This window comes from Bacillus sp. E214, from assembly GCF_008087365.1.
GTDB lineage: Bacteria > Bacillota > Bacilli > Bacillales > Pradoshiaceae > Pradoshia.
In genome coordinates this window covers 34288-60277 of record NZ_VENN01000008.1, presented here as the reverse complement: position 1 = coordinate 60277, position 25990 = coordinate 34288, and the positions used below count along the sequence as shown (strand labels likewise).

Annotated in this window: 24 protein-coding genes; 1 reads left to right on the top strand and 23 read right to left on the bottom strand. The window is 38.0% G+C overall.

Going from position 1 to position 25990, the window contains the following annotated elements:
• Positions 1–71 precede the first annotated feature (71 nt).
• The 17 genes from FHY47_RS17625 to FHY47_RS17545 form a co-directional block, all read right to left on the bottom strand.
• Positions 72–896 (bottom strand): hypothetical protein, encoded by an 825-nt coding sequence (locus FHY47_RS17625; protein WP_066109837.1) that lies wholly within the window; start codon positions 894–896, stop codon positions 72–74.
• A 90-nt stretch (positions 897–986) separates the two neighbouring features.
• On the bottom strand, positions 987–2432 hold the full coding sequence (locus tag FHY47_RS17620) for a hypothetical protein (protein ID WP_140462278.1): 1446 nt from the start codon (positions 2430–2432) through the stop codon (positions 987–989).
• Between the two features lie 59 nt (positions 2433–2491).
• Positions 2492–3895: a VWA domain-containing protein gene (locus FHY47_RS17615; protein WP_066109843.1), complete on the bottom strand. Its 1404-nt coding sequence runs from the start codon at positions 3893–3895 to the stop codon at positions 2492–2494.
• Positions 3896–3929: 34 nt separating this feature from the next.
• Positions 3930–4145, bottom strand: a complete 216-nt coding sequence (locus tag FHY47_RS17610) for a hypothetical protein (RefSeq protein ID WP_066109846.1) — start codon at positions 4143–4145, stop codon at positions 3930–3932.
• Between the two features lie 59 nt (positions 4146–4204).
• Entirely contained in the window at positions 4205–5140 is a 936-nt protein-coding gene (locus tag FHY47_RS17605) for a type II secretion system F family protein (RefSeq protein ID WP_066109849.1), read from the bottom strand.
• A 3-nt stretch (positions 5141–5143) separates the two neighbouring features.
• Positions 5144–6079, bottom strand: coding sequence for a type II secretion system F family protein (locus FHY47_RS17600; RefSeq protein ID WP_077248199.1), 936 nt, complete (start codon positions 6077–6079; stop codon positions 5144–5146).
• Positions 6072–7424, bottom strand: coding sequence for a TadA family conjugal transfer-associated ATPase (locus FHY47_RS17595; RefSeq protein WP_148631290.1), 1353 nt, complete (start codon positions 7422–7424; stop codon positions 6072–6074). Before FHY47_RS17595 ends, FHY47_RS17600 begins: the two co-directional genes overlap by 8 nt.
• A 30-nt stretch (positions 7425–7454) precedes the next feature.
• Positions 7455–8612: a CpaE/TadZ family protein gene (locus tag FHY47_RS17590; RefSeq protein ID WP_066109856.1), complete on the bottom strand. Its 1158-nt coding sequence runs from the start codon at positions 8610–8612 to the stop codon at positions 7455–7457.
• A gap of 50 nt (positions 8613–8662) precedes the next feature.
• Positions 8663–9451: a Flp pilus assembly protein CpaB gene (gene cpaB, locus FHY47_RS17585; RefSeq protein ID WP_187393509.1), complete on the bottom strand. Its 789-nt coding sequence runs from the start codon at positions 9449–9451 to the stop codon at positions 8663–8665.
• A gap of 523 nt (positions 9452–9974) precedes the next feature.
• Complete coding sequence (locus FHY47_RS17580; protein WP_140462275.1) at positions 9975–10853, bottom strand: ROK family protein; 879 nt, start codon at positions 10851–10853, stop codon at positions 9975–9977.
• 17 nt (positions 10854–10870) lie between these two features.
• On the bottom strand, positions 10871–11581 hold the full coding sequence (locus FHY47_RS17575) for a GntR family transcriptional regulator (protein ID WP_066109866.1): 711 nt from the start codon (positions 11579–11581) through the stop codon (positions 10871–10873).
• A 100-nt stretch (positions 11582–11681) separates the two neighbouring features.
• Positions 11682–13067 carry a glycoside hydrolase family 1 protein gene (locus FHY47_RS17570; protein ID WP_148631310.1) on the bottom strand — a complete coding sequence of 462 codons (1386 nt, stop codon included), beginning with the start codon at positions 13065–13067 and terminating at the stop codon, positions 11682–11684.
• A 134-nt stretch (positions 13068–13201) separates the two neighbouring features.
• Positions 13202–14512: a PTS cellobiose transporter subunit IIC gene (celB, locus tag FHY47_RS17565; protein ID WP_066109871.1), complete on the bottom strand. Its 1311-nt coding sequence runs from the start codon at positions 14510–14512 to the stop codon at positions 13202–13204.
• 47 nt (positions 14513–14559) lie between these two features.
• Positions 14560–14889 (bottom strand): PTS sugar transporter subunit IIA, encoded by a 330-nt coding sequence (locus FHY47_RS17560; RefSeq protein ID WP_066109874.1) that lies wholly within the window; start codon positions 14887–14889, stop codon positions 14560–14562.
• Positions 14889–15200: a PTS sugar transporter subunit IIB gene (locus tag FHY47_RS17555; RefSeq protein ID WP_066109877.1), complete on the bottom strand. Its 312-nt coding sequence runs from the start codon at positions 15198–15200 to the stop codon at positions 14889–14891. Before FHY47_RS17555 ends, FHY47_RS17560 begins: the two co-directional genes overlap by 1 nt.
• A gap of 333 nt (positions 15201–15533) precedes the next feature.
• Positions 15534–16025, bottom strand: coding sequence for a pyridoxamine 5'-phosphate oxidase family protein (locus tag FHY47_RS17550; protein ID WP_140462274.1), 492 nt, complete (start codon positions 16023–16025; stop codon positions 15534–15536).
• A 218-nt stretch (positions 16026–16243) separates the two neighbouring features.
• Entirely contained in the window at positions 16244–17077 is an 834-nt protein-coding gene (locus FHY47_RS17545) for an MBL fold metallo-hydrolase (protein ID WP_140462273.1), read from the bottom strand.
• Positions 17078–17360: 283 nt separating this feature from the next.
• Between FHY47_RS17545 and FHY47_RS17540 the strand changes: the two genes are divergently transcribed.
• On the top strand, positions 17361–18398 hold the full coding sequence (locus tag FHY47_RS17540; RefSeq protein ID WP_148631288.1) for an NAD(P)/FAD-dependent oxidoreductase: 1038 nt from the start codon (positions 17361–17363) through the stop codon (positions 18396–18398).
• A 515-nt stretch (positions 18399–18913) separates the two neighbouring features.
• Here FHY47_RS17540 and FHY47_RS17535 read toward each other — a convergent pair.
• The 6 genes from FHY47_RS17535 to FHY47_RS17510 all read right to left on the bottom strand — a co-directional run bounded on the left by FHY47_RS17535 (position 18914) and on the right by FHY47_RS17510 (position 25974).
• Complete coding sequence (locus tag FHY47_RS17535) at positions 18914–19921, bottom strand: FecCD family ABC transporter permease (RefSeq protein ID WP_148631286.1); 1008 nt, start codon at positions 19919–19921, stop codon at positions 18914–18916.
• Positions 19918–20928: a FecCD family ABC transporter permease gene (locus FHY47_RS17530; protein ID WP_140462271.1), complete on the bottom strand. Its 1011-nt coding sequence runs from the start codon at positions 20926–20928 to the stop codon at positions 19918–19920. Before FHY47_RS17530 ends, FHY47_RS17535 begins: the two co-directional genes overlap by 4 nt.
• 70 nt (positions 20929–20998) lie before the next feature.
• Positions 20999–21922, bottom strand: coding sequence for an iron-hydroxamate ABC transporter substrate-binding protein (locus FHY47_RS17525; protein WP_066109895.1), 924 nt, complete (start codon positions 21920–21922; stop codon positions 20999–21001).
• Positions 21873–22718, bottom strand: coding sequence for an ABC transporter ATP-binding protein (locus tag FHY47_RS17520; protein ID WP_066109900.1), 846 nt, complete (start codon positions 22716–22718; stop codon positions 21873–21875). Before FHY47_RS17520 ends, FHY47_RS17525 begins: the two co-directional genes overlap by 50 nt.
• Before the next feature lie 418 nt (positions 22719–23136).
• Entirely contained in the window at positions 23137–23550 is a 414-nt protein-coding gene (locus tag FHY47_RS17515; RefSeq protein WP_148631284.1) for a CBS domain-containing protein, read from the bottom strand.
• 93 nt (positions 23551–23643) lie between these two features.
• On the bottom strand, positions 23644–25974 hold the full coding sequence (locus FHY47_RS17510; protein WP_148631282.1) for a universal stress protein: 2331 nt from the start codon (positions 25972–25974) through the stop codon (positions 23644–23646).
• Between the last annotated feature and the right edge of the window lie 16 nt (positions 25975–25990).

The following is a 25990-nucleotide window of genomic DNA, read 5'->3' as shown; positions in this document are numbered from 1 at the left end:
TCCATCCCATCATATTCATTATTTATAATTCCATAATAGAAATTCTTATCTATTAAAATTTTCAATCATAACTAATTCCTTAATAAACGCACCATTTCTTGCAACTTACGCTTATCAATATTTTTATATTTTTGATGTGATGATTCCTTCAATCTTTCAAAACTGTCTATGGTAGCTATTACATCTTTCCAAATCAGCTCATCTTCATTAAACAAGGACTTTTCAAAGTCTTTTTGTGCATTTGAATCACAATATTTTTTTAAATTGGTAACAATATAATAGTAATCTTTTTTATCAAGATTATTTCTATGATTTTTCAAATGGCTCAACAATTCCCGATTCTTATGCAGTTGATCATATTGAGACTTAACTTGCAGATAAATAATTAAGTCCAGCTTACTTCCTATTAGAACTAATTGCTCCCTTTGTTCAACTGTAAACAGATGATTTTCATCAATTTTTTTTGCTATTTTGGAAAATTCATTGTTATATTCATTGGTCTTTTCTTGGCACCATAATATAAAATCAGTAAACTCATTAAACTGATCTTTCAACTTAATTTCTTCTTCACTCTTCACCCACAAATTTAAGATATCGTTCATTTTATTAAGCGTATTATTTATCTCCTCTGTCACTGCAATTCGAGGATGAACGATGGATTGTATTCCTATACAAGTACGGATAAAAGAACCGATATGATCAAGGGCAATTTCCTTTTCGTTGACACTTGAATCGCCTTCTGTAAACACTGCATATCCTTTAGGGGTATTATTAAAGCTATACTCCGCTAACCACCACTTTCTTTTATTATAAGAAAGAACAAAATGAATAATGGTAACTTTCTCAAGAAGCTTTTTATACTTTTTGGCGTATTTCTCCACTGTGGTTCTTTCCATACTTGGAACCTCTCTCTTAGCTATTTTCATATTATGTCTAAAAAAGAATGGGAGGAGGGGTAAAAGTTTTCCTCCCATTTTGAAGATGGTTTATGAAAACGCACCCCTTAATGATTTAAACCAACCTCCGACTTTCTTCTTAGCATTATTAACCCCGCTTTTTATAGAATTCCAATGCTTTGCAGCATATTTAACACCTTTTGAAACGCCCCAAATGCCTGCCCCAACAAGGACCATTGTTGCTCCAACTGCTTGTACACCTGGAAGAGCACTCGCCACAGCACCACTAGACATTAACAAAGAACCAAAGCTTTCTGTTGCACTGGCTACTGCAGTTGTTTTCTCTGTTCCTGATGCTGAACTTTTTAATACATTGATTGCTTTCGAAGTATTTTTAGCAGTATCAATCGTTGAAAAAACTGTTCCTACTACTCCTGCCGCTGCATTAAATTTTGCCAATGTACCAAATTTTGCAGCTGAATTCGCAAGAGAGGCATTCCTGTAGGCTGAGGTAAGTCCCCCCAACCCGGAATTAGCAGCATTCTGAATGGGAGAATAGGTTCTCAGCGTAGTAATTGCATCGTTAACGCTGTTTATATTATCAGCCCATAAATATGATTCATATGCCATATTAAAGGATGAGTTCGATTCACCAAGCCCCAGCCTGAATCCATTCATCATAAGTCCATATATACTATTTGGCTTAGTCAAACTAAACTTCCCATTTTCAATTACATTTACAAATTTGACTTGCCCCGCAATTACATCTTTAGCAATATATTTAGTAAGACCATAAAGGTCAATGTTACCTTCTGAATCTGTACCATTTACCTCATCAACTGAAATACGTCCTGGAGCGTATAAATAAGGAAATCCGGTCTGTGGATTTATAAAACCATTATTTCCACCTGTGATTGAGTTAGCGCCATTGGAAGCATCCGATGACCAAGGCTTTCCTGTTGCCGGATTGATTCCACTGATATCATCGCTACTCCATGGCTTTCCGGTAGCCGGATTAATTCCGTTAATCTCATCACCAGTCCATGGTTTTCCCGTAGCCGGAATAATTCCGTTAATCTCATCGCCGGTCCACGGCTTTCCGGTAGCTGGATTAATTCCGTTGATCTCATCGCCAATCCACGGCTTTCCGGTAGCTGGATTGATTCCGTTGATCTCATCACCGGTCCATGGTTTTCCGGTGGCCGGATTAATTTCGCTGATTTTATCCCCCGTCCATGGTTCTCCTGTCGCAGGGTCTATCGGGCTGACGCCATCACCAGCCCAACCATCTTGACTCCACTTATCCTGATTCCATCCCTCTTGGGTCCAACCATCTCGCTCCCAGCCATCCTGCACCCAGCCTTTTTGCTTCCAAGAATCCCCTTTCCACTTCAAATCGGAGCCATTCCAAGCATCACCCTTCCAGGCATCCCCGGTCCAGCTGGCCGCCGCAAGAGGAATAGAGATGGAATGGAACAGGACAAATAATATGGCAAACATGACAAGGAGCTTTCTTACCAACCTATTTCGCTTCACCTTAACCTCCTTACTCATATCAGGAAGTAGTGTTTAATCAAGGTGTATGACTTTTCCTATTATTGCGTATTTTGATTGTATTTCTCTTCGATTTGTTTTTTGGTATCTTCGAGAGTTTTCGCATTTAAATTCTCGAGATCTTCTCTTATTGTCTTTCTGGCTTCATCCATTTCTTTTGCTAATTCGGATTTTCTTGAAGTTAAGTATTCTTTCTGTTCAGATGTTATAAGGTCTTTGTTTCTCAATCCATTAATAATAAAAACCATATTATTCTGTTGCTTTTGGATATTATTAGAATACTCATTATTCAAACTGTTAGTATCCAAATATCTTTTATTACGGTCTACCTTGGCATCATAATTAGCATTTTCCTTCCATTGTTTCCATTTCTCTAAAGCATTTTTAGCCTTATCAAATTCCGACTTTAGTTGATTACTGTTATGAACATTTGTATAAGTTCCATTCGATGCAGTTGCCATTTCTTTCAATTGTTTCTGTCCTTCTGAATCGACACCAAAACCAATAATATTAATGACAGGTTGCAAATCAGACTCTCCAAGTTTTTTAGCAGCTTCTACAGGGTTCCCATCACAGGTTTCAATTCCATCACTAACCACGTATATCATGTTCGTATTTTTATCACTCTTAAACTCTTTTAAATCATTCTGAGCATCCATCAACGACTGAGCCAAAGGAGTCCAACCAGCAGGTTCAAAGGAACTCAATGCTTGGTTAAACTCTTTTTCCTTGTAGGATCCAAACTTATAAACTAACTCACTGCTATCACAAGATAATTTTTTATCACTGTCCTTACTTGTTCCTTTATGACCATATACTCGAAGGGCAACATTGGCTTTTTCAGGCGCACTCATTAAGAATTGCTGAATCGCTTCCTTCGCTACAACCATTCTTGTTTTACCATTAGTTATATTAGCCATACTCCCACTAGAATCTAAGATAACCTCAATATTGTAATTTTCCTTAAATTGATATCGACTATCTTCTATTTCAGGATCACCAAAGGAACTCACCTTCCAACTATCTATAACCGTTTGTGGGTCTGTAACATCTACAGAAACCTGACTTACTATATAGTTAAACACTTTGTCTAATTCCTCTTCCGTAGCATTCTCTGGAATACCTTCCATCACCTTCAAAAATTCTTGATAGGATTCTGGATTCGAATCGTAGCTGATATCTGCATAAGGTCCTTGAGGTTGGTTAGCTAAATATTCCGGACTCATCTTTACTTCTGGAGCAGCTTCAAATTTTTCAATCCATGAAGTTTCTTCAACTGAGACATTTTCTTTTGGTATAGCATTCTCCGGATCTGTTTCTTCTACACTGTTCACTTCTTCAGTACTATTTTCTTTAGGCTTCTCATTTACTTCTGTTTCTTTTTCTTGATCAGTGCATCCTGATATAAACAAAGCAGCAACTGCTATTAGCACCCATTTTTTCAAGACCCCATACCTCCTAGTTTTTGTTGTATAATTATCAATCAGCAACCATTTTATCTAGAAGGCTAGTAAACTTAGTTTTAACAGTTTCACCAAGGTCTCCCCCAGCAAACGCTGTCGAAATAACCCCAACCAAAATAACAATAACCGCTGCAATCCCAATCCATTCCAAAGTCTGAGATCCTCTTTCGTTTTTCACCAATCCACCTAGCTTAGTTGTTGCCTTTACGTACATTCCTGTTAAATAATTCATTTCCATTCCTCCTATTATTCTTATAATTTTTATTATTTTAAACTCCCTTTGGGAGGGGGTTACTTAAATAAACTTCCAATGCTGTTTTCACCATAAATCATATTTAAGACCATTAATCCTGCAATGATCATAAGTGATACAGGTGCTACTACAAAGGTGGTTACCATTGTTACTTTTGGAGAAGCCTTGGCTGCGAGTTCTTTAATTTTCTCTTCGCGGAATTGCCTCATGTCCTCGGCTTGTACTTTAAATGTCGTTGCGATTGGCACTCCCAGCTTTAATCCTTGTATCAGAGATTTTATTAATCCCTGGAATTCCTTATTATCATTTCTCTCCAACAGACCTCTGTATGCCATCTCACGAGGAACACCTAAATCAATCTCATGGTTAAAACGGGAGAATTCCTCGTGTAGCGGTCCTTCAAAATAACGGATAACCTCACGTAAGGTTTGATCCAGACTGACACCAGCCTGCAAACTGGTACTCACTGTATCTAGGAAGTCAGGTAAATCATGTCTTAATGCTTCCTGACGTTTTCTAGCTGCCTGCTTCAACAGAATAATAGGAGCCATATACCCAATTAGCGGCATAAAGATCGGACCAAATTGAGCCAACGGAAATCCTAGAATTAAAAAGATCAAAGAACCAAAGAAAAGCGTAACAGCCAACCAAATTTTCAGACCCTGGAATCTGTCCAGTGTTAAATTATAGGGACGTCCTGATTTTCTGAGCAAGTCTTCAATATCTTTATTTTCACTAAAGAAGTTTATCCGTTTCCCTAGTTCAGCAAAATCATCCGAATAACTGAGAAGTTTATCAGTAAGTTTTGAGTTCTTTTTCTTCTTTTTAGGAACACCCAAATACCCTTCATGGACCGTTTCTGCAATATGGCCAATGAGTCCCCTTTTCTCATTTAAATAGCGGGAATAATGACGGATCGTTAATGTAAAAAACAACCAAAATAACAGCACACATAAAATAATTAGAGCATCCATAATTTACACCTTTATATTCGTGATTTTTCGAATCAAGAAAAACGAAAGTACAACACCCGCTGCAAACAAAACAAGTAATACAATTCCCGGTCCAGTCCATAGCGGATCTACAAAGCCATCCACTGAAGCGTTCATAATCAAGACGAGAAACACAGGCATTGCCGGAACAATAAATGAAATATATTTTTGCTCGGCTGTCATGGTTTTAATAGATTGATTAAGGATTTTGCGATCCTCAAGTGTGTTGGACATGGATTCTAGGATCGCTGCCAAGTTACCACCAGTTTTCTTCTGAATGAGCAACGTCGCTATAAACAGTTGGAAATCCCGTGATTTATTTTGTTTTTGAATAGAACGCAGGGCGTATTCCAATGGGACCCCCAATTTCAACTCCTGCGAAATTCTTTTAAATTCTTTTCCTGCCGGTGCGGGTGTTTCTTTCGCCACCAAATCGATTCCCTGAGTTAGTGTCATACCCGATCTGGCCGCATTTCCGAGCAAACGACAGATATCTGCCAGTTGGTCATTAAAGCGTTCTTCATATTTATTTTTCCGGACCATGAATAAACCGGAATGGGCACCTAGTAAAATCAATATAGGTATGATTACACTAAGAGGGAAGGGGATTTTAAACATATTTGTAAAGACCAAAACTAGTCCCAGGAATCCAAGCAGATGAAAGCCAAGATATTCAGATGGGGTTAATATAAGATTTGCATTATGTAATTTCTCTGCTAAAACTTTAGCCCGATCTGTTTTGTCGTATTTATCACCCAAACCGACAATAAAGCTTTTACGTTTTTCTTCTGGATACCAGGTTGCCAGCTTCTGTTTCCATTCACGTTTTTGGGCACGGTAGCCAAGATAAAAATAAATGCCAACTATAAAAGCCAACATAGCCACACCAGCAGTGAGAGGGATGTAAAGCATTTCATTCATACACCAATTCCTCCTCCTTTGGCCTAAAGATTACTTCATCCAAGTGAATACCGAATATACGAAGTCTCTCGAGTGCTTTAGGAACTAAGCCTGTTGCAGTATGGTATCCCAATACCTCTCCATTCGCTCCCATACCTGTACGTTTAAAATGAAAGATATCTCTGATTTGAACTTTATTTTGTTCATCAACGCTTACTTCAGATATATGGGTGATTTTCCTTTTCCCATCTGATAAACGCTCAGCTTGAATGATATAATCCAAAGCCCCTACAATATACTCCCTTACAATATGTGACGGTAAATCCATTCCCGCCATAATTACCATTCCTTCAACCCTGCTCAGTGCATCTGATGGGGAATTGGCATGCACAGTCGTCAACGATCCTTCATGACCGGTATTCATAGCCTGCAGCATATCAAATGCTTCCGATCCCCGTACCTCTCCGACAATAATCCTGTCAGGACGCATCCGTAGGGCATTTTTTACTAATTGTCGGATCGTAATTTCCCCACGTCCCTCAACATTTGCAGGTCTTGCCTCCAGTCCGACTACAGATCCCCGATTTAATCGTAGTTCAGCTGAATCTTCTATTGTAATAACTCGTTCATGAATCGGTATGGACTTTGCAACAGCATTCAGAAAAGTAGTTTTCCCACTTCCTGTTCCTCCAGAAATCAGCACATTCATTTTTGCTTCAACTATGGCCTGAAGGAAGGTCGCCATAGTTTCATCTAGAGAATCAAAATTCAATAAATCCTGCATCTCAAATGGTGTTTTACGAAATTTACGGATAGAAACCAATGTCCCGTTTAAACTGATTGGCGGGATAACAGCGTTTACACGGCTGCCATCCGGAAGACGAGCATCGACCATTGGAGAACTTTCATCTATCCTTCTCCCAAGAGGAGCAACCACTCGGTCAATAATATGTCTAACATGGGCTTCGTCTCTAAAATTGACATCTGATCGTTGCAATCTTCCCTTTTTTTCAATAAAAACTTCAGCGGGGCCATTAATGAGTATTTCTGTAATTGAATCATCATTGAGCAACGGCTCTAATGGACCAAAACCCACTGATTCGTCGATAAGCCTAGCTAACATCGTCTCTTTATCGTACCGCGGGATCACAACTTTTTCTTCAGACATAAATGCGCTGATTAAGCGTTCGATTGTGAGCCGCTTTTCGCCTTCAGATAATGCTGTTAGCGTATCTAAATTGGTTTCAGTTAGAAGTCTGGTTTTGTAATGTTCAACCAATTCATCGATAAAGGGATTTGATTGCAAGGAATTATACGTAACCTCTTTTTCAATTGTTACGTCCCTTTTTTTATTAAAAAGTGCCATAATCTGCTCTCCTTCCAAATCGCCATTCGATTATTTCAATAAGCCGGCAACCCATTTTTGAACATCCTTCGCTACTGCAGGGAGCCGCTTTTCCTTAGCTTCTTTTCGAATAGGTTCACCTTTATTAATGGAATGAAGAACACCCTTTATATCCTTTTTAATTTCTGCGGCAATCGGATATTGAATGAATCTACTTAAATCTTTGCCATTTAATTCGCTATCTTTTCCTGTTTTATTGATAATGATTTCCATACGTTCATCTAAATGAATTCCCAGGCGTTTGAAGAGTTCCTCTACACTTTTAAACACACGTATGGAAGGAGTATCAGGTGTAATAACATAGAAGATTTTATCTGCTTCTTCAATTGCAGCAAATGAGGCAATATCAATGTAGCTAGGTATGTCAATAATGACAAAATCAAAACTTCTCTTGCAAGCTCTGATTAGACGTTGAACATAGTCTTCATCTATGGACTCTGCAACTTCTGTGTCTCTTGGACTCAATAAGACTTCAAGTCTCGAAAACTTCTCTTTCTCCGTCACGTTTCGAATATGGCTGTCATTAATCTCTTGTATGACAGGTTTCAAATCGGCAAGTGAACGGTTCGTTTCAATCCCAAGATAAGTTTCAATTCCTCCGTACTGCAAATTTAAATCCAGTAAGATTACTTCCGCAGTTGAATCGAGCTTCAAGGTTTGAGCAAAGGCGGAACTAATGAAGGTCGTACCGCTTCCCCCTTTTCCACTATAAAAAGCCAAAACTTCTCCTCGTCCCCTTGAAAAGATAGACGAATTTACAGCCCCGCTCGCTTTGTTAGTTTTGGTCATTTCTTTTAACGTTTGAAGCCTTTCTGATAATAAATTAATTTCATCGGGGATAACTAAATAATCCAATGCGCCCGCACGCAAAACTTCTCTCACTAATTGAAAATCCTGAATGGAATTCAAAAACATAACCAGCGTTTCAGGACTTGTCCTTTTAATCTTTTGTATGACCTCTATTACTGGCGCTTCCTGTCGATTGAGAACTAAAGCAATATCTATGTGCTCGCCATCTTCTAACTGCTGGATAACACGGCTGGTTGATACCAGTGTAAATTTGGGATACTCAGACAAAATATCCTTTATAGCTGTATAAATACTATTATCTTCATCTCCTATTACCAGCAATGATAATTCTTCATTCATAAAACCTTCCCCCGCCATCTCTAGAAAATAGGTACAAACTAATTTGTTTTTTATTCTTTCTCTTTATCCTTAGATGTATCTTTTCCAGGATCTTCTTCCTTATTTTTTTCATCTTCTTCAGTCTTTTTTACCTCTGGCTCCTTCTTTTCTACCGGTTTTTGCTCAACTACTGCCTCTTCTGTTACCACCGGTTCATTTTTCTTTGCGGCTTCAGGAGTCTCCGTAGCCTGACCTACATTTGATTTAATAATCCGGACACTGTCTGCGTAATTCTGCATATGTATTAATTCCGGAGCCTTGTCCAATGGAATCTCCAGTTGAACACCCTGAAACTTATTATCTTTTTTGGCTATACGGGCTACTTTTACGTCTTTCATAAATATTTTAGTTTGAGCCTTATTCCCTTCCAATTTATCTGAAACGATAATATCTACACGATCCAATGCTTCCAATGCCTCATCGAATAGGACTCTTTCATCCGACATCATCGAAATCAATCGATTATTTTCTTCTAATACTACAGAGGCTTGTTTAAGAATATTCTTAGAGATGACGTCCCCTTTACTTAGCGGAACGACTAATACCTTATTTTCTAAATCACTGACATTTGTAATATGGTATTCCTCCAAATACTTCTTTGGAATATCTTTTGTCGTAATCATAGTAGGCTTTAATTCCTGTCTTGAAGAAATATCTTCATTAGCTGCATAAACGGATACAACTGTCCCTAAATCATTGTTTAAAGCCTTTACCTTCTGCAATACAAAGAATCCGGCCAAAATAGCTAAAAATAAAGATAATAGCATGAATATAATAGCTTTCCTTTTTGACTCTAACATCGGTTCCCCTCAACCCCTCTTTCCTTTACATAAAATCACAAAATATTCACTTTAATAGAAATTATTATAACTTTTTACATAAATTGCAAATAATTTAATAGAATAAGATGTTAATTGGTAAAAAAGTAATATATGACCCCCTCTTTCATATTTTTAAACCTAAATTTGATAATTTTGTGACATTTTTCGTTAAGATATTTTTAAATACCCTTACATTAATTGGATAAACTAGTGCATTTTTACTATTTATTAAAAATAGCATTTGTTTTTTATAGTTATTAAAGTCTAAAAAATTAGGGATTGAATTGTAAATATATTGGGGATTTAATAGCAATCACTTGAAGAGGAGAGCAGAGATATAAAGGTCGTTTACTAATAAAAATAAACAATTTTACCCTTTAATTTTTATATTCGAAAAATAAAACTAGATATGTTGACTCAATAATTTTAACTCAAACTTATTTTCAGCCAGGACTATAGAAGAATCAAAAAAAAGACGTGTCCAACCTGGACACATCTTCCTTTATTTACCTTGAATAGCTTGATCAGCAAGAAGGAGTGAGCCAACTACGCCTGCATTGTCACCCAATCCGGGAGAAACGATATAAGAATCGATGGCTGTATCCAGTTCAGGTAATACAACATATTGATTAAGTAATTTTTTTAAATGGTTATAGATAATCGGGAATACATGCTTTTGCTTCATAACCCCGCCGCCTAAAATAATCTTCTTTGGAGATAGGATTAAAATATATTGCATAAGGGCTTGAGCGATATAAAACCCTTCCATCTCCCAAACTTCTTCCCGCCCTTCCAGGTTAACCGCTTTTTGGCCCCAGCGTGCTTCAATCGCGGGTCCCGCTGCTAATCCTTCAAGGCAGTCTTGATGGTATGGACATTTCCCTTCGTAGGTGTCCATTTCATGGCGTCGAACTAGGATATGCCCCATCTCCGGATGAGATAACCCCTGTAGTAACTTTCCGTGCACAACTGCTCCTGCACCAATTCCGGTACCCACCGTAATATACAAACAGCTGTCCAGTCCTTTGGCAGCACCTAAGGTGGCCTCCGCCAGTGCAGCAGCATTTACATCCGTATTAAAACCAATTGGAACAGATAACCGCTGCCTTAATTCCTTAACAATCGGATAATCTCTCCAGGCAAGTTTCGGTGTTGCGGTAATGGAGCCGTATGTAGGACTATCGATATTTACATCAATTGGACCAAAAGAACCTACACCAATTGCATTTAGCTCATACTTTTCAAAAAAAGCGAATACCCGAGGCATTGTTTCCTCAGGTGTAGTGGTAGGAATCGTTATACGTTCCAGAATAGTTCCTGCCGAGTCTCCTACAGCACAAACAAATTTTGTACCACCCGCTTCAATCCCACCTAATAACATGTGAGCACCTCCCATAATTATCTTACTGCTACTGATATGAATGTAAAACGGTCATAGCGATGCCTGGAAAACGAATACTCGAATGGAATACCAATATCTAGATGACCAATTTGTTCTACTTCTAGTATTGGATCATGTTCACCACAATGGAGATATTTTTGATCCAACTCATTAGATTTAGAGGCTCTTATCTTCCTGTGAGCTCCACCTATCTTTAAATTCAACTTATTTTCAATGTGATGATAAATAGAATCATGCAGTACTTCTTCATTGATATCAGGAATCAAGTTGGAGGGCATATACGTTTCTTCAAGCACATACGGCTCATCCTCCACTATTCGTAAACGGATAATATGATAAACAGGTGTATTCATGCTGACTGAAAGGTTTTTGGCGATTTCTTCAGAGGGGAACTGGATATTAAACTCAATTACTTTACTGACTATTTTTCGATCCTTCATTAAATTGGATAACCCAACAGTCTCATCACTGAGGACATTTACATTGTGATTCTGCATAGAAGATTGGATGATAAATGTACCGTGGCCACGTTTCCGATAAATCATCCCTCCCTGTGCCAAGATATCTAATGCTCTTTTCATTGTCATTCTGCTGCAATTAAATTCGCGGCATAAACTATGCTCATCCGGCATCATTTTATCAACCGGATAATATCCACTTTTAATTCGCTCTCTAATTTCATCTGATATAGTAATATACTTGGACATGCTACACCCTTCTTTTTCTAAACTTGTCTTTTTATAACATTCTCTCTTTCATTATAAAAAGAAGAAGATAGCCAAACAAGACTATCTTCAACTATCTTACTTAAAAACCATTATTTTTAGCTACCTCTTTATACCAATATCCACTTTTCTTAATGGTTCTTTCACCATCTTTATCTAAGTTTACGGAAACAAAACCATAACGATTTTTATAGGCATTTGACCAGGACCAGTTATCCATGAACGTCCATAAATGATATCCTTTTACATTGGAGCCTTCCTGGATTGCAGCATGAACCCATTGAAGATGGCCCTTGATAAAATCAATTCGGTAATCATCCTCAATCATTCCGTCAGCATTACGGAATTTTTCTTCTCCCTCTACACCCATTCCATTTTCAGAAATGAAGCATTCGATATTACCGTAGTTATCTTTCAAATTAATTAGAATATCGTATATTCCTTTTTCATAGATTTCCCATCCACGATGAGGATTCATTTTACGTCCAGGCATAACATAATTATCAAAATAGTGATCCGGCATAAATGGACCATCAGGATTCGGCATATGTTCTTTTGCCTTCACACGGCGCGGCTGATAGTAATTGACTCCAAGCAAGGATACTGTATTATTCTTAATTAACTCCAAATCCCCTTCTTCAATGACTGGCATGAAATCTTTTTCCTTCAGAATTTCAACCAACTCTGCAGGGAATTCACCTTTAACTGTTGGTTCAAGGAATGACCGGTTAAAGAATGCGTCACAAATAACAGAAGCTTTTACATCTGCTGGATGCTGACTTCTCGGATAGGATGGGGTCAAATTCAAAACGATCCCAACTTTTCCATCCAGACCAAGCTTCTTATAGGCTGCAATTGCTTTGGCATTTGAAAGAATGGTATGATATGCGACTTGTACAGCATTTCGAAAATTCACTTCATTAGGATAGTGGAAATCATACAGGTATCCGCCTTCTACAGGTACGATCGGCTCGTTATGCGTAAACCATTTCTTAACGCGATCACCAAATGTTTCGAAACAAGTAATTGCATATTGTTCATAAGCATCAACTACTTTCCGATTTGTCCATCCGCCAATCTCCTGCATAGCCATTGGCATATCAAAATGGAATAGCCCAACAAATGGCTCAATATCATTTGCAATCAGTTCATTAATAACATTGTTATAAAATTCTACTGCTTTTTCATTTACTTGGCCTGTCCCATTCGGAAACATTCGTGACCAGGAAATAGACATCCGGAAGGAGTTGTGCCCAATTTCTTTCATTAATGCGATATCTTCCTTATATTTATAATAAAATTGGGATGTCTTTTCAGGTCCAACTCCATTAAAGAAGCGATTTGGCTCAACTTCATACCAATGGTCCCAAATATTTTTACCTTTTCCATCTACATCAGCCGCACCTTCAGTTTGAGTAGCAGAAGCAGCTGACCCCCACCAGAATCCTTCAGGAAATTGATAGTCTATTTGATCGTTAGTAGTTTTCAAAAAAATCCATCCTCTCGTCTCAAAGTTGATTCGTCTGTGTAGCTTAATGAGTAAGGAGACTAGCAGTAAAAGATATCTCCCTTCACTACTAGTCTTCTATTCAATGATATTTTTTATTTTTGTGCAGATGCTGCCGCTTCCGCTTCTGCCTCTTGTTCTTTTTTCACGTTAACGCGGTCAATGACTTTCAGGAATGGAAGCCATATCGCAAATACAATAGCGAAGTTTACTAGCTGTAAAATAGAACCCGCAATCGAGTTAGTTGCTAAATATCCGCTGAATCCAATTGGTACAGTCCATGGAACCGTTACGCCTGTCGGCGGTGGTACAAGACCAGTACTCATGGCAAAATAGGTAACAGCTGTCACAATCATTGGTGCAAGAACCCAAGGGATTAAGATCAATGGATTCATAACAATTGGAAGACCGAAGATAATTGGTTCATTGACATTGAATACACCAGGCAAACCGCCTAATTTAGCTACCTGTTTCATTTGTTTGGATTTAACAAAGACGAGAATGGCCAATACTACTGCCAAGGTCATACCTGTTCCGCCCATCCCTACTGTAAACGTATCCATAAATGGCTTCGAAATAATATGTGGTAACTCTTTACCTGCATTAAATGCAGCTACATTCTCTAAAGCCAATGTATTCCAGATAGGATCCATGACGGAGTTCATGATAATTTGACCGTGGAGCCCAAAGAACCAAAGGATTTGAATAAAGAATACAACAACTAGGGTTGGAATAATGCCACTGCCTAAGCCAGTAAGTGGTTCTTGAATAATCTTATAAATAACATCATGAAGATTTGTATTAAATGCTAAAGTTACGATTCCTTGTATCGCTAGGAAGAAAGTTAATGTAATAAGTGCTGGAATCAATGCCGCAAAAGATTTGGCTACTGCCGGTGGTACACCTGCTGGCATTTTAATCGTAATATCTTTTTGAACAGCTTTTCGGTAAATTTCACCTGCTACAAAAGCAGAAATCATACCAAGGAACATTCCTTTTGCTCCAAGACGATCTAGTGAGAGAACGCCTGTAATTGTTTCTCCCCCTTGTGTTTCAACCACAAACGGAGTCAGGAATAAAAAGGATGCAAGAGCAACTACTCCTCCAAATACAGCCTCAACATCATAGCTTTTTGATAGATAATATCCGATACCGAATACAACAAACACAGACATAATATTCATGGTTGCACTGCTTGCCACACCAAAAGTATCGCGGAGTGTTGTAATCGTGCCGTCACTTAAAAATGAATCCAAGAATGGTAGGTTTAATAGAACGACTACGATGGAACCGAACACGGTCAGTGGAAACGCTAACATAAAAGCGTCACGTAGGACACCTAAGTACCGGTTGTTATTCAGTTTACCTGCGATTGGCATAAGAAATTGACTAATTTTTTCAAACACGGGTCTTCCCCCTCAATTTAGGAATAATAGTAATAACCTAAAACTTTTTAGCCTTTAGCCTTAAAAATTTCCAGTATTTCTTTTACTAACTCTTTCATCGTTAAAGTAGACATCAAATGATCTTCCGCATGCATTAACAGCATAGAGAATTTCGTTTTTTCTCCTGATGCTTCCTTTTGGACCATTTGAAAATGAATATCATGAGAGATACTAAGATCTGCCTCAGCCTGCTTTAATAAGTCATCCGCTTCTTCAACATTACCTTCCCGGTAAACCCTTAACGACTGAATAATCTTACTCCTTGCATTACCGCTGTGTAAGATAAGCTGAAAGCTAACCTGTTCTTCTGTTAGTTGTTCAATTTGCAATTTTTCCATTACTTATCACCTATAAGGGAAATCGCTTGTTCATATGCTTTTTTACCATCTGCCATTCCATACGCCATCATATCGATTACATCCACTCTAATGCCATGTTTGTCTGCTTCTTTTTGCAGGTCAGCTTTAAGGAAACTCATTTGAGGGCCAATTAATACGACGTCTGCATCTGCCATTTCAGCTTTTGCCTTATCCTGACCTACTGCCCAAATTTTTGCATCCTCACCAATTGATTTGGCATGCTGCTCCATTTTAGTAACCAGTAAACTAGTTGACATACCTGAACTGCAAGCTAATAAAATTTTTCTCATATTTAAAACTCCCTTTATAGTAATATGGTAAAACCGCTTACATTTACTATTATAGACAGTTAGATTTAAATGTCTAGTCATTTGATAAAAAATGAATAAATTTTATGAAATTTCTATACTACTAAATTCACAGAATGTTCACTCTGAATGATATAAGATGAGCTATTAATGAGTGAAAGTACCTGAATTAAAGTGCATATTGTTGAACAGCAATCTAATAAAATAACGAACATCGCCTTTAAGATTCCTTTACAATTATCCAAGAAAAAAGGTATAGAAAAAGGGCATACCTACTTTAGGCATGCCCTTTTTCTATGCAATATTTAGTATTTTCTATTTTAATTCAATTGTTTCATTTATATTCTCTGTATCTGATTCATTCTTTGTTAGCTTCTTATATAAATTAACAATGTTTTTAGTGAGATTTCCGGTTTCCCAATATTCTGCTGCTTCTGCTTCTACCTTAATTAAAATGATATTTGGGTCATCCACACTTGTTTCCAGTAGCTTTTCATAGGCTGCATTCCAGAGTTCTTTTTTCTTGTTAATGTCATTTACAATTTCAGCTTTACCTCGAATAGAAACATAGGATCTACCGGCATACGCTACATTGACTTCCGGACGTTCCAGCACCTCTTTATATTTATCTGTTTCTTTCTTTGTAAAAAACCATAGATCCCCATCAAATTCGACTTCCTGAGTTTTCATTGGACGAGAAATCAATCCTTCACTAGTCTGTGTGGTGAGCATTGCAGTATCTACATCTTTAATTAACTCTCTTAATTTCTCCAACTCTTGTTTGTTCTCATTTTGAACATTTGACATGAAATCACCTCTTTGGATTTTATAGGTATTTTACCCTTCCACTAACCTTTTAATCGTGATATTGGTATTTAACCTGTAATTTACCACCTATTAATGACTCTGGGTTTCAAATAGTTGATGGCAGGGCAATACATCATATCCTATAGAGGACTTACATTAAAAAATCCGAATCTGTGGAACTATGCTCAAGACCCAAGATTTATCTATGTTAAATTACTTTATTTTAAAGCGATATTTTCTTCATCATACTTTAAAAGAACCGAATTTATAATATGAATGGAATCCCATTCTCCTTGTGAAAATTTCGTAATAGGATAGTTTCTTGGGAACAGGGATTCTTTGATTTGATATGGTGTTTTCCCCTCTTTATACTGTGTAATCACTTTTTCCTGAATCTCCAACAAATAATCCAGTTTTCTTTGTAATGCGATACGCCCTTTCTTTAAAAAGCCTGAGTGACAGCAATACACCTCTTCAAAATCATAGGTTAAGACATGCTTTAATGAATGAATGATAGCCGGTACACTTTCCTCCCGTAACACAACCTTTGTCCGAGGCTGACAATATAAATCCCCTGTAAACAACTGTCCGGTTTGCCGATTTAAAAAAGATAGGTGATCCTTTGAATGGCCTGGAGTCTCAATCACGTCCCATATAGCATGACGAGAGGCAAATGTTTTACCGATTTCCGTACCCTCAAATGGTTTTCGTCTGCCCCAAAAAAGTTTGCGATACAATGGATAATCTGCTTTTTTGCGGCAATAATCAATCATCATCTTATTCATAAGAATGGGTACTTGATACTTCTGCTGTAAAAAAGCTGCACAACCTGTATGGTCTTCATGATAATGTGTTACAACAACCTGATCTATCTCCAAATCATTAAAAAATGGCCAAAATTCCTTTTCAATTGATTGAGCACCCGTATCAATTAAAACTCCATCCACACAAAAAACATACACATTCATATGTACATTAAGTAACGAAATGGTTCCATTCCCCGTCTGCACTCCATTTACCATCTCTGTTGTAAAGCTCTTTTTAGCTATCATCCCACTCCTCCTTACCGCGATTATTCGTTAAATATTATCACATAATGAATCATTATTCATTATGTGATTTACATGTGAGGAAAAATGTTTATTAATTTTAGGATTCTATCTTCTGGCATAGGTGTAGGACAGCCATTGAATAGCTGCTTTCCTACTCCTCTAACTTCCCTGTCGTACATCTATGGCTTGATCAAATTATAAATTCTCATTGATAATGAGAATTATTATCAATATAATGTACTTAACTACTAGTTCCATCTTTTGTAATAAAGGAGGGTTTTTAATGCCGGATATTTATGATGTAACGATTGTTGGCGGAGGACCAGCGGGTTTGTACAGTGCGTTTTACAGCGGTTTACGAACCATGAAAACAAAGATTATTGAATCTCAGACAATGCTGGGAGGAAAAGTTAATATCTATCCTGAAAAGATGATTTGGGATGTCGGGGGATTGCGTCCTATGCGTGGGGAGGAATTCGTTAAGGATTTGATATCACAAGGATTAACCTTTGAACCTACCGTATGTTTGAATACTAAAGTTGAATATATTACTAAAGAAAATGGATTATTTACTCTTATAACAGATAATGGCGAGAAGCATATATCAAAAACCGTTATTATGGCAAATGGCGGAGGAATTATCTCTCCACAAAAGCTGGATATAGAAGGTGCATCAAAGTACGAGCTTACTAATTTACACTACACCGTTCAGCGAATAGAGCGTTTTAAGGATAAGCATGTCTTAATTTCCGGTGGAGGAAATGCTGCTATTGATTGGGCTGCAGAATTACTGCATGTCGCAGAGAGTGTGACGGTTATTTACCGTAAAGATGAACTGACTGCACACGAGGCTCAAATCAAAAACTTGCAGGAGAACCATGTAGAAATCATCCTCAATGCTACCATTACTTCTTTAGTAGCAAATAAGGAAAACCATGCGATTGATCAAGTGATTGTAGAGATTAATGGTGATAATAGAGCGATTGCTGTTGATGAAGTTTTAATTAATCATGGCTATAATCGCGAAGCTTCTCTCGAATTTGAAGATGGCTTGCAGCCGGAGATGAAGGATGATTACTATTATATCGGTACACCCAAAGGCGTTCTTTCTACAGAAGGAATCTTTGCAGCTGGGGATATTATATCTTACGAAGGAAAAGTAAATTTATTGGTCGGTGCCTTCCAGGATGCTCTCAATGCTGTCAACAGTGCCAAAGTTTTTATTGAACCTTCAGCATACGATACTGCAATGGTCTCATCGCATAATGAAGTATTCAAAGAACGGAACGAATTATTATTAAAAGAAGAGCTTGGAATTTAATACAGAATCTATTCTGGAATTTAACATTTAACCATACATAAAGCTGGTAAATACGTAATTTTATCGGCTTTATTTAGACTTTTATCAATATCCCCACCTAAAATGAGGATGACAATAGCCATCCCTTTTTTGAAACTAAATCATTGTATCAATTTTACATATATTCACTAAAGGCACAACAACACATCTATTTTTAGACATCATAATGATCGTTTCTGAATCAACTTCCGTAATTAAAACAGTAATGAGAGTAAATGTTCATTTGCTTTACATCCTACCAGTTCTTCTGACGAGTTAAACATCCAGTTAGTAGAGGAAAAGGGCATTTGGAATAACCAAATAAAAAGAAGCAAGAATGCCGTTAATTAGCATTCTTGATTCTTTTTGCTACAGGGAACAGTAGCTTTATTTTCTGAATTAATATTTACACACAGTTAATGAACGCTATCATTTCCATCCCGATAACAAAACAGTAGAAACCTTTGATAATAAGCAGATTCCCAAGGGATATTCGCTTATTTTTTCAATAATAAATACATAAAATAAGGGGCACCGATAAGGGCAACCATAATACCTGCCGGGAGTCCGTTAGGCTCAATTAGATTTCGGCCGATTGTATCAGCGAATAATAATAACCATCCCCCAATCAAAATGGCAAGTGGGATAAATAATTGGTTTCGTGGTCCTACTAGAGTTTTGGCTATATGCGGTGCCATTAAACCGATGAAGGAGATCCCCCCTGTAACCGAGACAGCGGAGGCAGCCAGGGCAACAGCTGTGATCAGTAAAATGATTCTTTCCTTCTCAATCGACACACCTACACTAATAGCTGCAGGTTCACTAATCCCGAGAAGGTTTAAACGATTGGCTTTGAATAAAGTAAACGGAATAAGGATGACTAACCAAGGGAGCAACGCCCAAATAAAAGGCCAATCTGTTCCCCATATATTCCCTGCTAACCATTGAGCAATAAAATCTACTTTTTCTCGTTCTGCCGATGAAATAAGGACAATCATGGCACCGGAGAGGGCCATCGAAAAACCTATGCCTACTAACACGAGCCTTACCGGCTCCAACCCTGAGTTTTTCGTATATGAAAATAAATAGATGAAACATACGGTGAGGATCGCACCGAAAAACGCGACAAGAGGCAGCATATAAACAAATGAACCTGGTTCAATCGAAAAAAATAGAAAGAAGATAGCTACAGCCACACCCGCTCCAGAATTAATCCCAATAATGCCAGGATCCGCTAAATCATTCCGTGTAATACCTTGTAAAATAGCACCCGATAATGCAAGCGCCATTCCAGCCAACACTGTAATCAGTATTCTTGGTAAACGAATCGAAAATAAAACAAACTCTTCTTTAAACGTGCCCTCTCCAAGTAGTGTTGGAATGAGCCGGTCATAAGATAAAGCAGCTGCTCCCATCCCCATGCTGACAACCGCTGTAGCAATAATGAGAGTCAATAAAACAACAAGAAATAGTCGTTGTTTTTTTAGTAAAGGAGGATGAATCATGAGAATGCTTTCCCTCCTTTACGAACAATTATCAAGAAAAATGGCAACCCTATTGTAGCTACAATAGCTGCTACCGGAGTTTCAAATGGTGCATTTATGGTCCGTCCAAGCGTATCCGCAAAAAGCATAAAAACAGCTCCTGCAATGGCAGACATTGGGATAATAAATCGGTAATCCGTTCCGACGATGGCCCGTACAATATGCGGGATCATTAAGCCAATAAAGGTCATATTCCCGACAAGGGCAACAGATGCACCCGCCAGAAGGATAATGACAACATAAAGGATGAATTTTACTTGTGCCGTGTTTTGCCCCAAGCCAACAGCAACTTCTTCATTTAAACTAAGAATCGTCAGCTGTCTTGCTAAAATGAGCGCCACTAGAATGCCAACTATAATAAAAGGAACAATGATCTGGAGCTGGTCCCAACTAGTTCCAACTAACCCTCCTGAAGTCCATGCTGAAACATTTTTAGATACCTTAAAGTAAATACTTACCCCATCCGCAACCGCATAAAGGAAAGCAGATACAGCAGCACCTGCTAATACGATTCGAAGCGGAGAAAACCCTCCTTTTTTCATAAACCCCATACTAAATACCATGATTGTACCAACAGCTGCTCCAATAAAACAGCCAATCATCAACCCAAAATAATTAATAGATGGGAAAACAACCAGCGTAATTGCCAGCGCCGCATTTGCGCCGGCAGTCAATCCTAGTAAACCTGGATCAGCAAGCGGATTTCTCGTCAACCCTTGCATAATAGCGCCGGCAACAGCTAAAGCTGCTCCTACAAAAATGGCTGCAACTTCTCTTGGAAAACGAATCTCTCGCAAAACAAGAGTTTCATCCGTTTTCACGTTAGAGGTAAGAGCGAGCCATACATCTTTGACAGTCGTATCTGCAGCACCAAAAACCATGGCCGCCACAAACATCCCAGCAAGAACAAGCAAACTGGCAATCATTTTATAGACAAAGGGGACAGAACGTTTCATTTCTTTTGTCATCAGTTACTCATCTTCTCTTTCGTCAGAATAGGGGAAAAGGGATTCCAATTAGAATCCCTCCACCCGAAAATTATTCACCAAGAAATGATTTCTTGAAAAAAGCTAAATGCTTCTCTAATGTAACTGGGTCACTAAAGGAAGCACCGTCTCCTTCCATTTCATATACATGTCCATTTTTAACGGCAGGTATATTTTTATAGGTTTCAGTTTCCTGGAATGATACATCAGCAGCTGCGTATTTACTTAAAATCACATAATCTCCTGCGTATTCAGAGAGTACTTCCGTAGAAAGAGTATAGTATCCATCCTTAGATGTCATCTCTTTTACTTTATCAGGCATTTTCAATTTCATAGCTTGGTAAAGGATTTCTGTTCCGCGTGCCCAATTATCACCGTATACATATAAATTTTTATCAAAAGCTTCTATTACAGATACTGTTGCATCCTCACCGATTTTGGCGCGAATCTCTTCTCCGGCTTCCGCAGCACGTGTTTGGAAGTCATCAACCCAGTCCTCTGCTTCTTTCTCTTTACCTAATAGTTTTCCAATTTCCACATGCTGAGCTAAGTAATCCAATTTGCCCCAAGTATAGGTTACAGTAGGAGCAATCTCCTTTAATTTATCAACGTTTTTAACAGTAGATAACGCAATAATGAGATCAGGATTCAATTCAATGATTTTTTCTAGATTATCCTCTGAAACTTCGGCAACATCCTTTAATTCCTTTTCAAAGGTAGGGTTTGTTTTAGACCAAACGTCAACACCAACTAAATTCACATCCAGTTCAATCACGTTCCCAGTGAATCCTGATAGCATGACAACACGCTGCGGATCTGTTGGTACTTCGACTGGCCCTGTTTCTGATTCATATGTAAATGTTTTTGGCGCTTCTTCTTTTTTTGTATCATTTTCCTTCTCTGTAGATGAACTATTGCTGCATGCACTAATAATTAACACTGAGAGCAGCATAAACGGGAATATCCATTTTTTCATGTTTGGGTTCTCCTTTTAATAAGTTATAAGTAAGGCACATTGGTTTATTTGTTCGTGGATCTCTCCCTATTTGGGCATCAATATGGAATACTTTTCTGAGTACAGCGGGAGTAATCACTTCCTCGCAGGACCCGGCTTTTACAACTCGGCCATCTTTTAAGGCAATCATATAATCAGCAAAACGTGCTGCCTGGTTTAAATCATGCAAGACCATCACAATGGTACGTGCTTGTTCTTGATTCAGTTTTTGTAAAAGCTCTAAGACCTCTAACTGATGAGCCATGTCTAAATAGGTGGTTGGCTCGTCGAGAAAGATGATTTCTGTCTCCTGGGCTAGTGCCATGGCAATCCAAACACGTTGGCGCTGACCGCCTGATAGGGCATCTACCGGACGAAACTTGTAATCTATCGTTCCAGTAACCTCAAGTGCCCAGTCAATTACCTCATAATCTTTTTTAGTTAAACGACCAAATCCCTTTTGATAAGGAAACCTTCCATAGGAAACTAGTTCACCTACTGTAAGTCCGCTTGCACTTTCTGGTGACTGAGGAAGGATGGCCATTTTTTGTGCAAGAATCTTTGTATTATTACTTAAGATACTTTTCCCATCCAAAACGACGTCGCCTGATTGATGAGATATAATGCGTGTAATGGCTTTCAATAAAGTTGATTTCCCACACCCATTAGAGCCAATGATTGTCGTTATTTTCCGGTCAGGTATTTCTACACTGAGATCCTTTACAATTAATTCTTCCCCGTACCCAATGTTCAAACGATCTGTATAGAGGCGATTCATAGTAAACCTCCTTAAAAGGATATATAGCCCAATTTAATTGATAATGATTATCAATACGTAGTTAAATATAATTTCTTTTCCTACTTTTGTCAATCTATTTTTTCAGAAATTACCGAATTATTATTTACCTCGAGAAACACCGACTACATCTTATTGATAAAAAAAGACTGCTCCCTTTTTTACAGGAAACAATCTTTTAAATTCACCTTTTTATGTATGTATGAACTTTTTATAGAATATAGGGCTGTTAAACCGTCAATTCTAAAAGATTACCTTATAATCCAGGCAGTCGTGTTAGAAAGCTTATGTGACTGCTGATTATACTGAACATTAACTTTGGACTCTCTTATTGTATGGTAATAAAATAATTCCTTGCGAAAGGTAATAAAAGTTAAACAGTACACTATTACTATTAATTTTATGCTTTTTTCTCGAAAATCCCCTTAGCACAGTATTCTATGATTTCTCTTCTTCTAATAATTCCAATAAAAATGCCTGCGTCATCAATAACAGGGACAAAATTCTGCTCCATTGCCCTTAAAAGAATACTTTCCATATCAGCATCAATATGAATCGGTTCATTATAACGCTTTGGTCTTATGTCCTTCAGTTTCGTTTTATGGGTGTTTTCAAATGATAAGTCAGGGGTGTTTTTCATTTTCCAGAGTAAGTCCCCCTCTGTTAAGGTACCAACATATCTCCCTTGGTTATCGATAATGGGAACTGCAGAGTATTTGTGAAACTCCATTTTTTCCAACGCTTGTCTCATCGTGGACTCATATTTAACGAAGGCTACTTCTCTTTTTGGGATTAGAAAAAAGGCTATATTCACCGCTTACCCCCTCATCAGTTATTCATACTTCCTGCTCTGCTTTAGAATGCCCGACCGATTAGTTTATATGCTTTTCTAAATTTGGCGGTTAACTTAGTCCATCTTTTTATCAGGTTTTTGATCTGCAATGATTAATACATCTAAATGACGGACTAAACGCAATAGCTTTTGGACAACCGAACCTCTTACGATCTCTTCCATTCTTGTCCGTGTCGATTGTCCTATAAACACTTGAGTTGCCTCTTTGTCATTTAATCGTTCTACCAATTCTTCAACAACTTTTCTTCGATGGGATGTTTCGTATAGTTCAAAAAGCCCGCCCAGTCTTTCGGTTAAAAACTGCAAGTTCTTTATTTTGGACTGTTCTTCGTCTGTTAGAACAGAATGCTCCTTTACATAACCCACATACCAGTTAGCCTTCAACCGATAAGCAGTTCGAAAACCACGTCGAATTAAACGCTCACTGTTCCCGCGTAAATTTACACAAACAAAGATAACCTCTTGTTTTCGCCACGGTCCTCTTAAAGTACGGTTACGTTCCAATAATTCTAGTCTCTCATCAACATCATCAGCGACTTCACGAAGGGCGAGTTCTCTTAATGCGATTAAATTATACGTTTTAAAAAAATGATTCAGTGCCTGTTCTACTTTTTCCTTTGCGTATATATTCCCCTCCAGCATACGTTGCTGCAACTCCTTTGGAGAAATATCAATAAGCTCAATCTCATCTGCCATTCGGAGAACTTGATCGGGTACTGTTTCCCGTACCCGCACTCCTGTAATTTGTTCAATACTGTCATTTAAACTTTCTAAATGCTGAATGTTCATGGTTGAGATGACCGAAATCCCTGATTTTATAATCTCTTCAACATCTTCATAACGTTTTTTATGATTGCTGCCTGGTACGTTGGTATGAGCCAATTCATCAACTAGTACCACCTCGGGATTTCTCTTTATAATGGCATCTACATCCATTTCTTCAATCACAACATTTTTATAGTTAATTTTCATTCGTGGCATCATTTCCAAGCTTCCGACTTGATCAAGTGTTTCTTTCCTACCATGTGTTTCAAGCAAACCAATTACGACATCTATTCCGTTTTTCTTCAACTCGTTAGCCTCACGCAGCATCGTATACGTCTTCCCGACACCTGGAGCTGCCCCAATATAAACCTTTAATTGTCCACGCTTCATTTTTCCAATCCGCTCTTCCACTTCTCGATTTGATAAGCGACGGTATGGATTGATTTTATTGTCGTCTCCCAACTTAGCAGGTATTACTCTTTTCCCACTTTTATCTGTTCGGTCAGCTACAACCAAGATATCTATGTTTTGCGTACTTCGCAGAATTTTATTAATGACCGAGCCGTTTATGATTTCTTCCAGGCGGCTTCTTTTAGAATGGCCTATTACAATTTTGGTGATTTTCTTGTCAGTTGCATAGGTGACGATTTCCTCGGCTGCATCCGTTCGAGTAATAGAAAATTCTTCAAATTTACCTCCAACTTTATGAACTAACTTTTTAATGGACCTTCTAAAAGTTTGCTCTTCCTTTGAAAGCTTTCTATCCGGTGAAAGGAAACATACGACTAATAGCTCACCACCCAAACGTTTTGCAACTTGTTGTCCTCTACGTACTAAAATTGAGCCATTCCAGTGATATTGAACGGTAACAAGAATTCTCTCCGATGCTCCGGATGGTCCTATCAGCCCTTGCTGTTCTCGATATTCATCCAGTTCGTCATTTACTTCACCTGCTAAATGGCGTAAGGCAAGCTCGCGTAATACTGCCAAATTTGCTCGTTTAAACAATTTCTCTTCTAATACCCGGTCTATGTTGCCATCCTGTAAACGATTAAGAATTTGGTCAGGTGTTACATCCAAAAGCTTAACCTCATCTGCCATCGCAAGGGTGTCATTCGGTACACAATGATCCACCTGTACTTTAATGCCTAACAGTTTTTCAACAATCTCTCTAACTCCATTTAATTCGTAAATGTTCATCGTTGTAATTACACTAATATTGTGGTTCATTAGCTCTATTACATCTTCAAGTCTTGTCTTATGCGGTGCATCTAAGCGATTGCGATGTGACAAGATATCAACAAGAACAACTTCTGGATTCCTTTCTTTAATGGCTTCAATATCTAAATCCTGTTTAACTATTCCGTTCTCCACCCATTCAATTGGTCGAATCGTCTCCAAATCCCCGATTTGTTCATTTGTTTTAGGACGATTGGATGGACTGATTATTCCAATCACAACATCAATCGATCTCTTCTTCAATACATTCCCATCCAATAACATATGATAGGTCTTTCCCGATCCAGAAACCGCCCCGAGAATAATTTTCAGCCTTCCTCGTTTCACTTCATAAATCGATTGTAAAAATTCTTCGGGAGTTTTTCTGCGAAATTCGACCATGCTTTCACCCCTATCT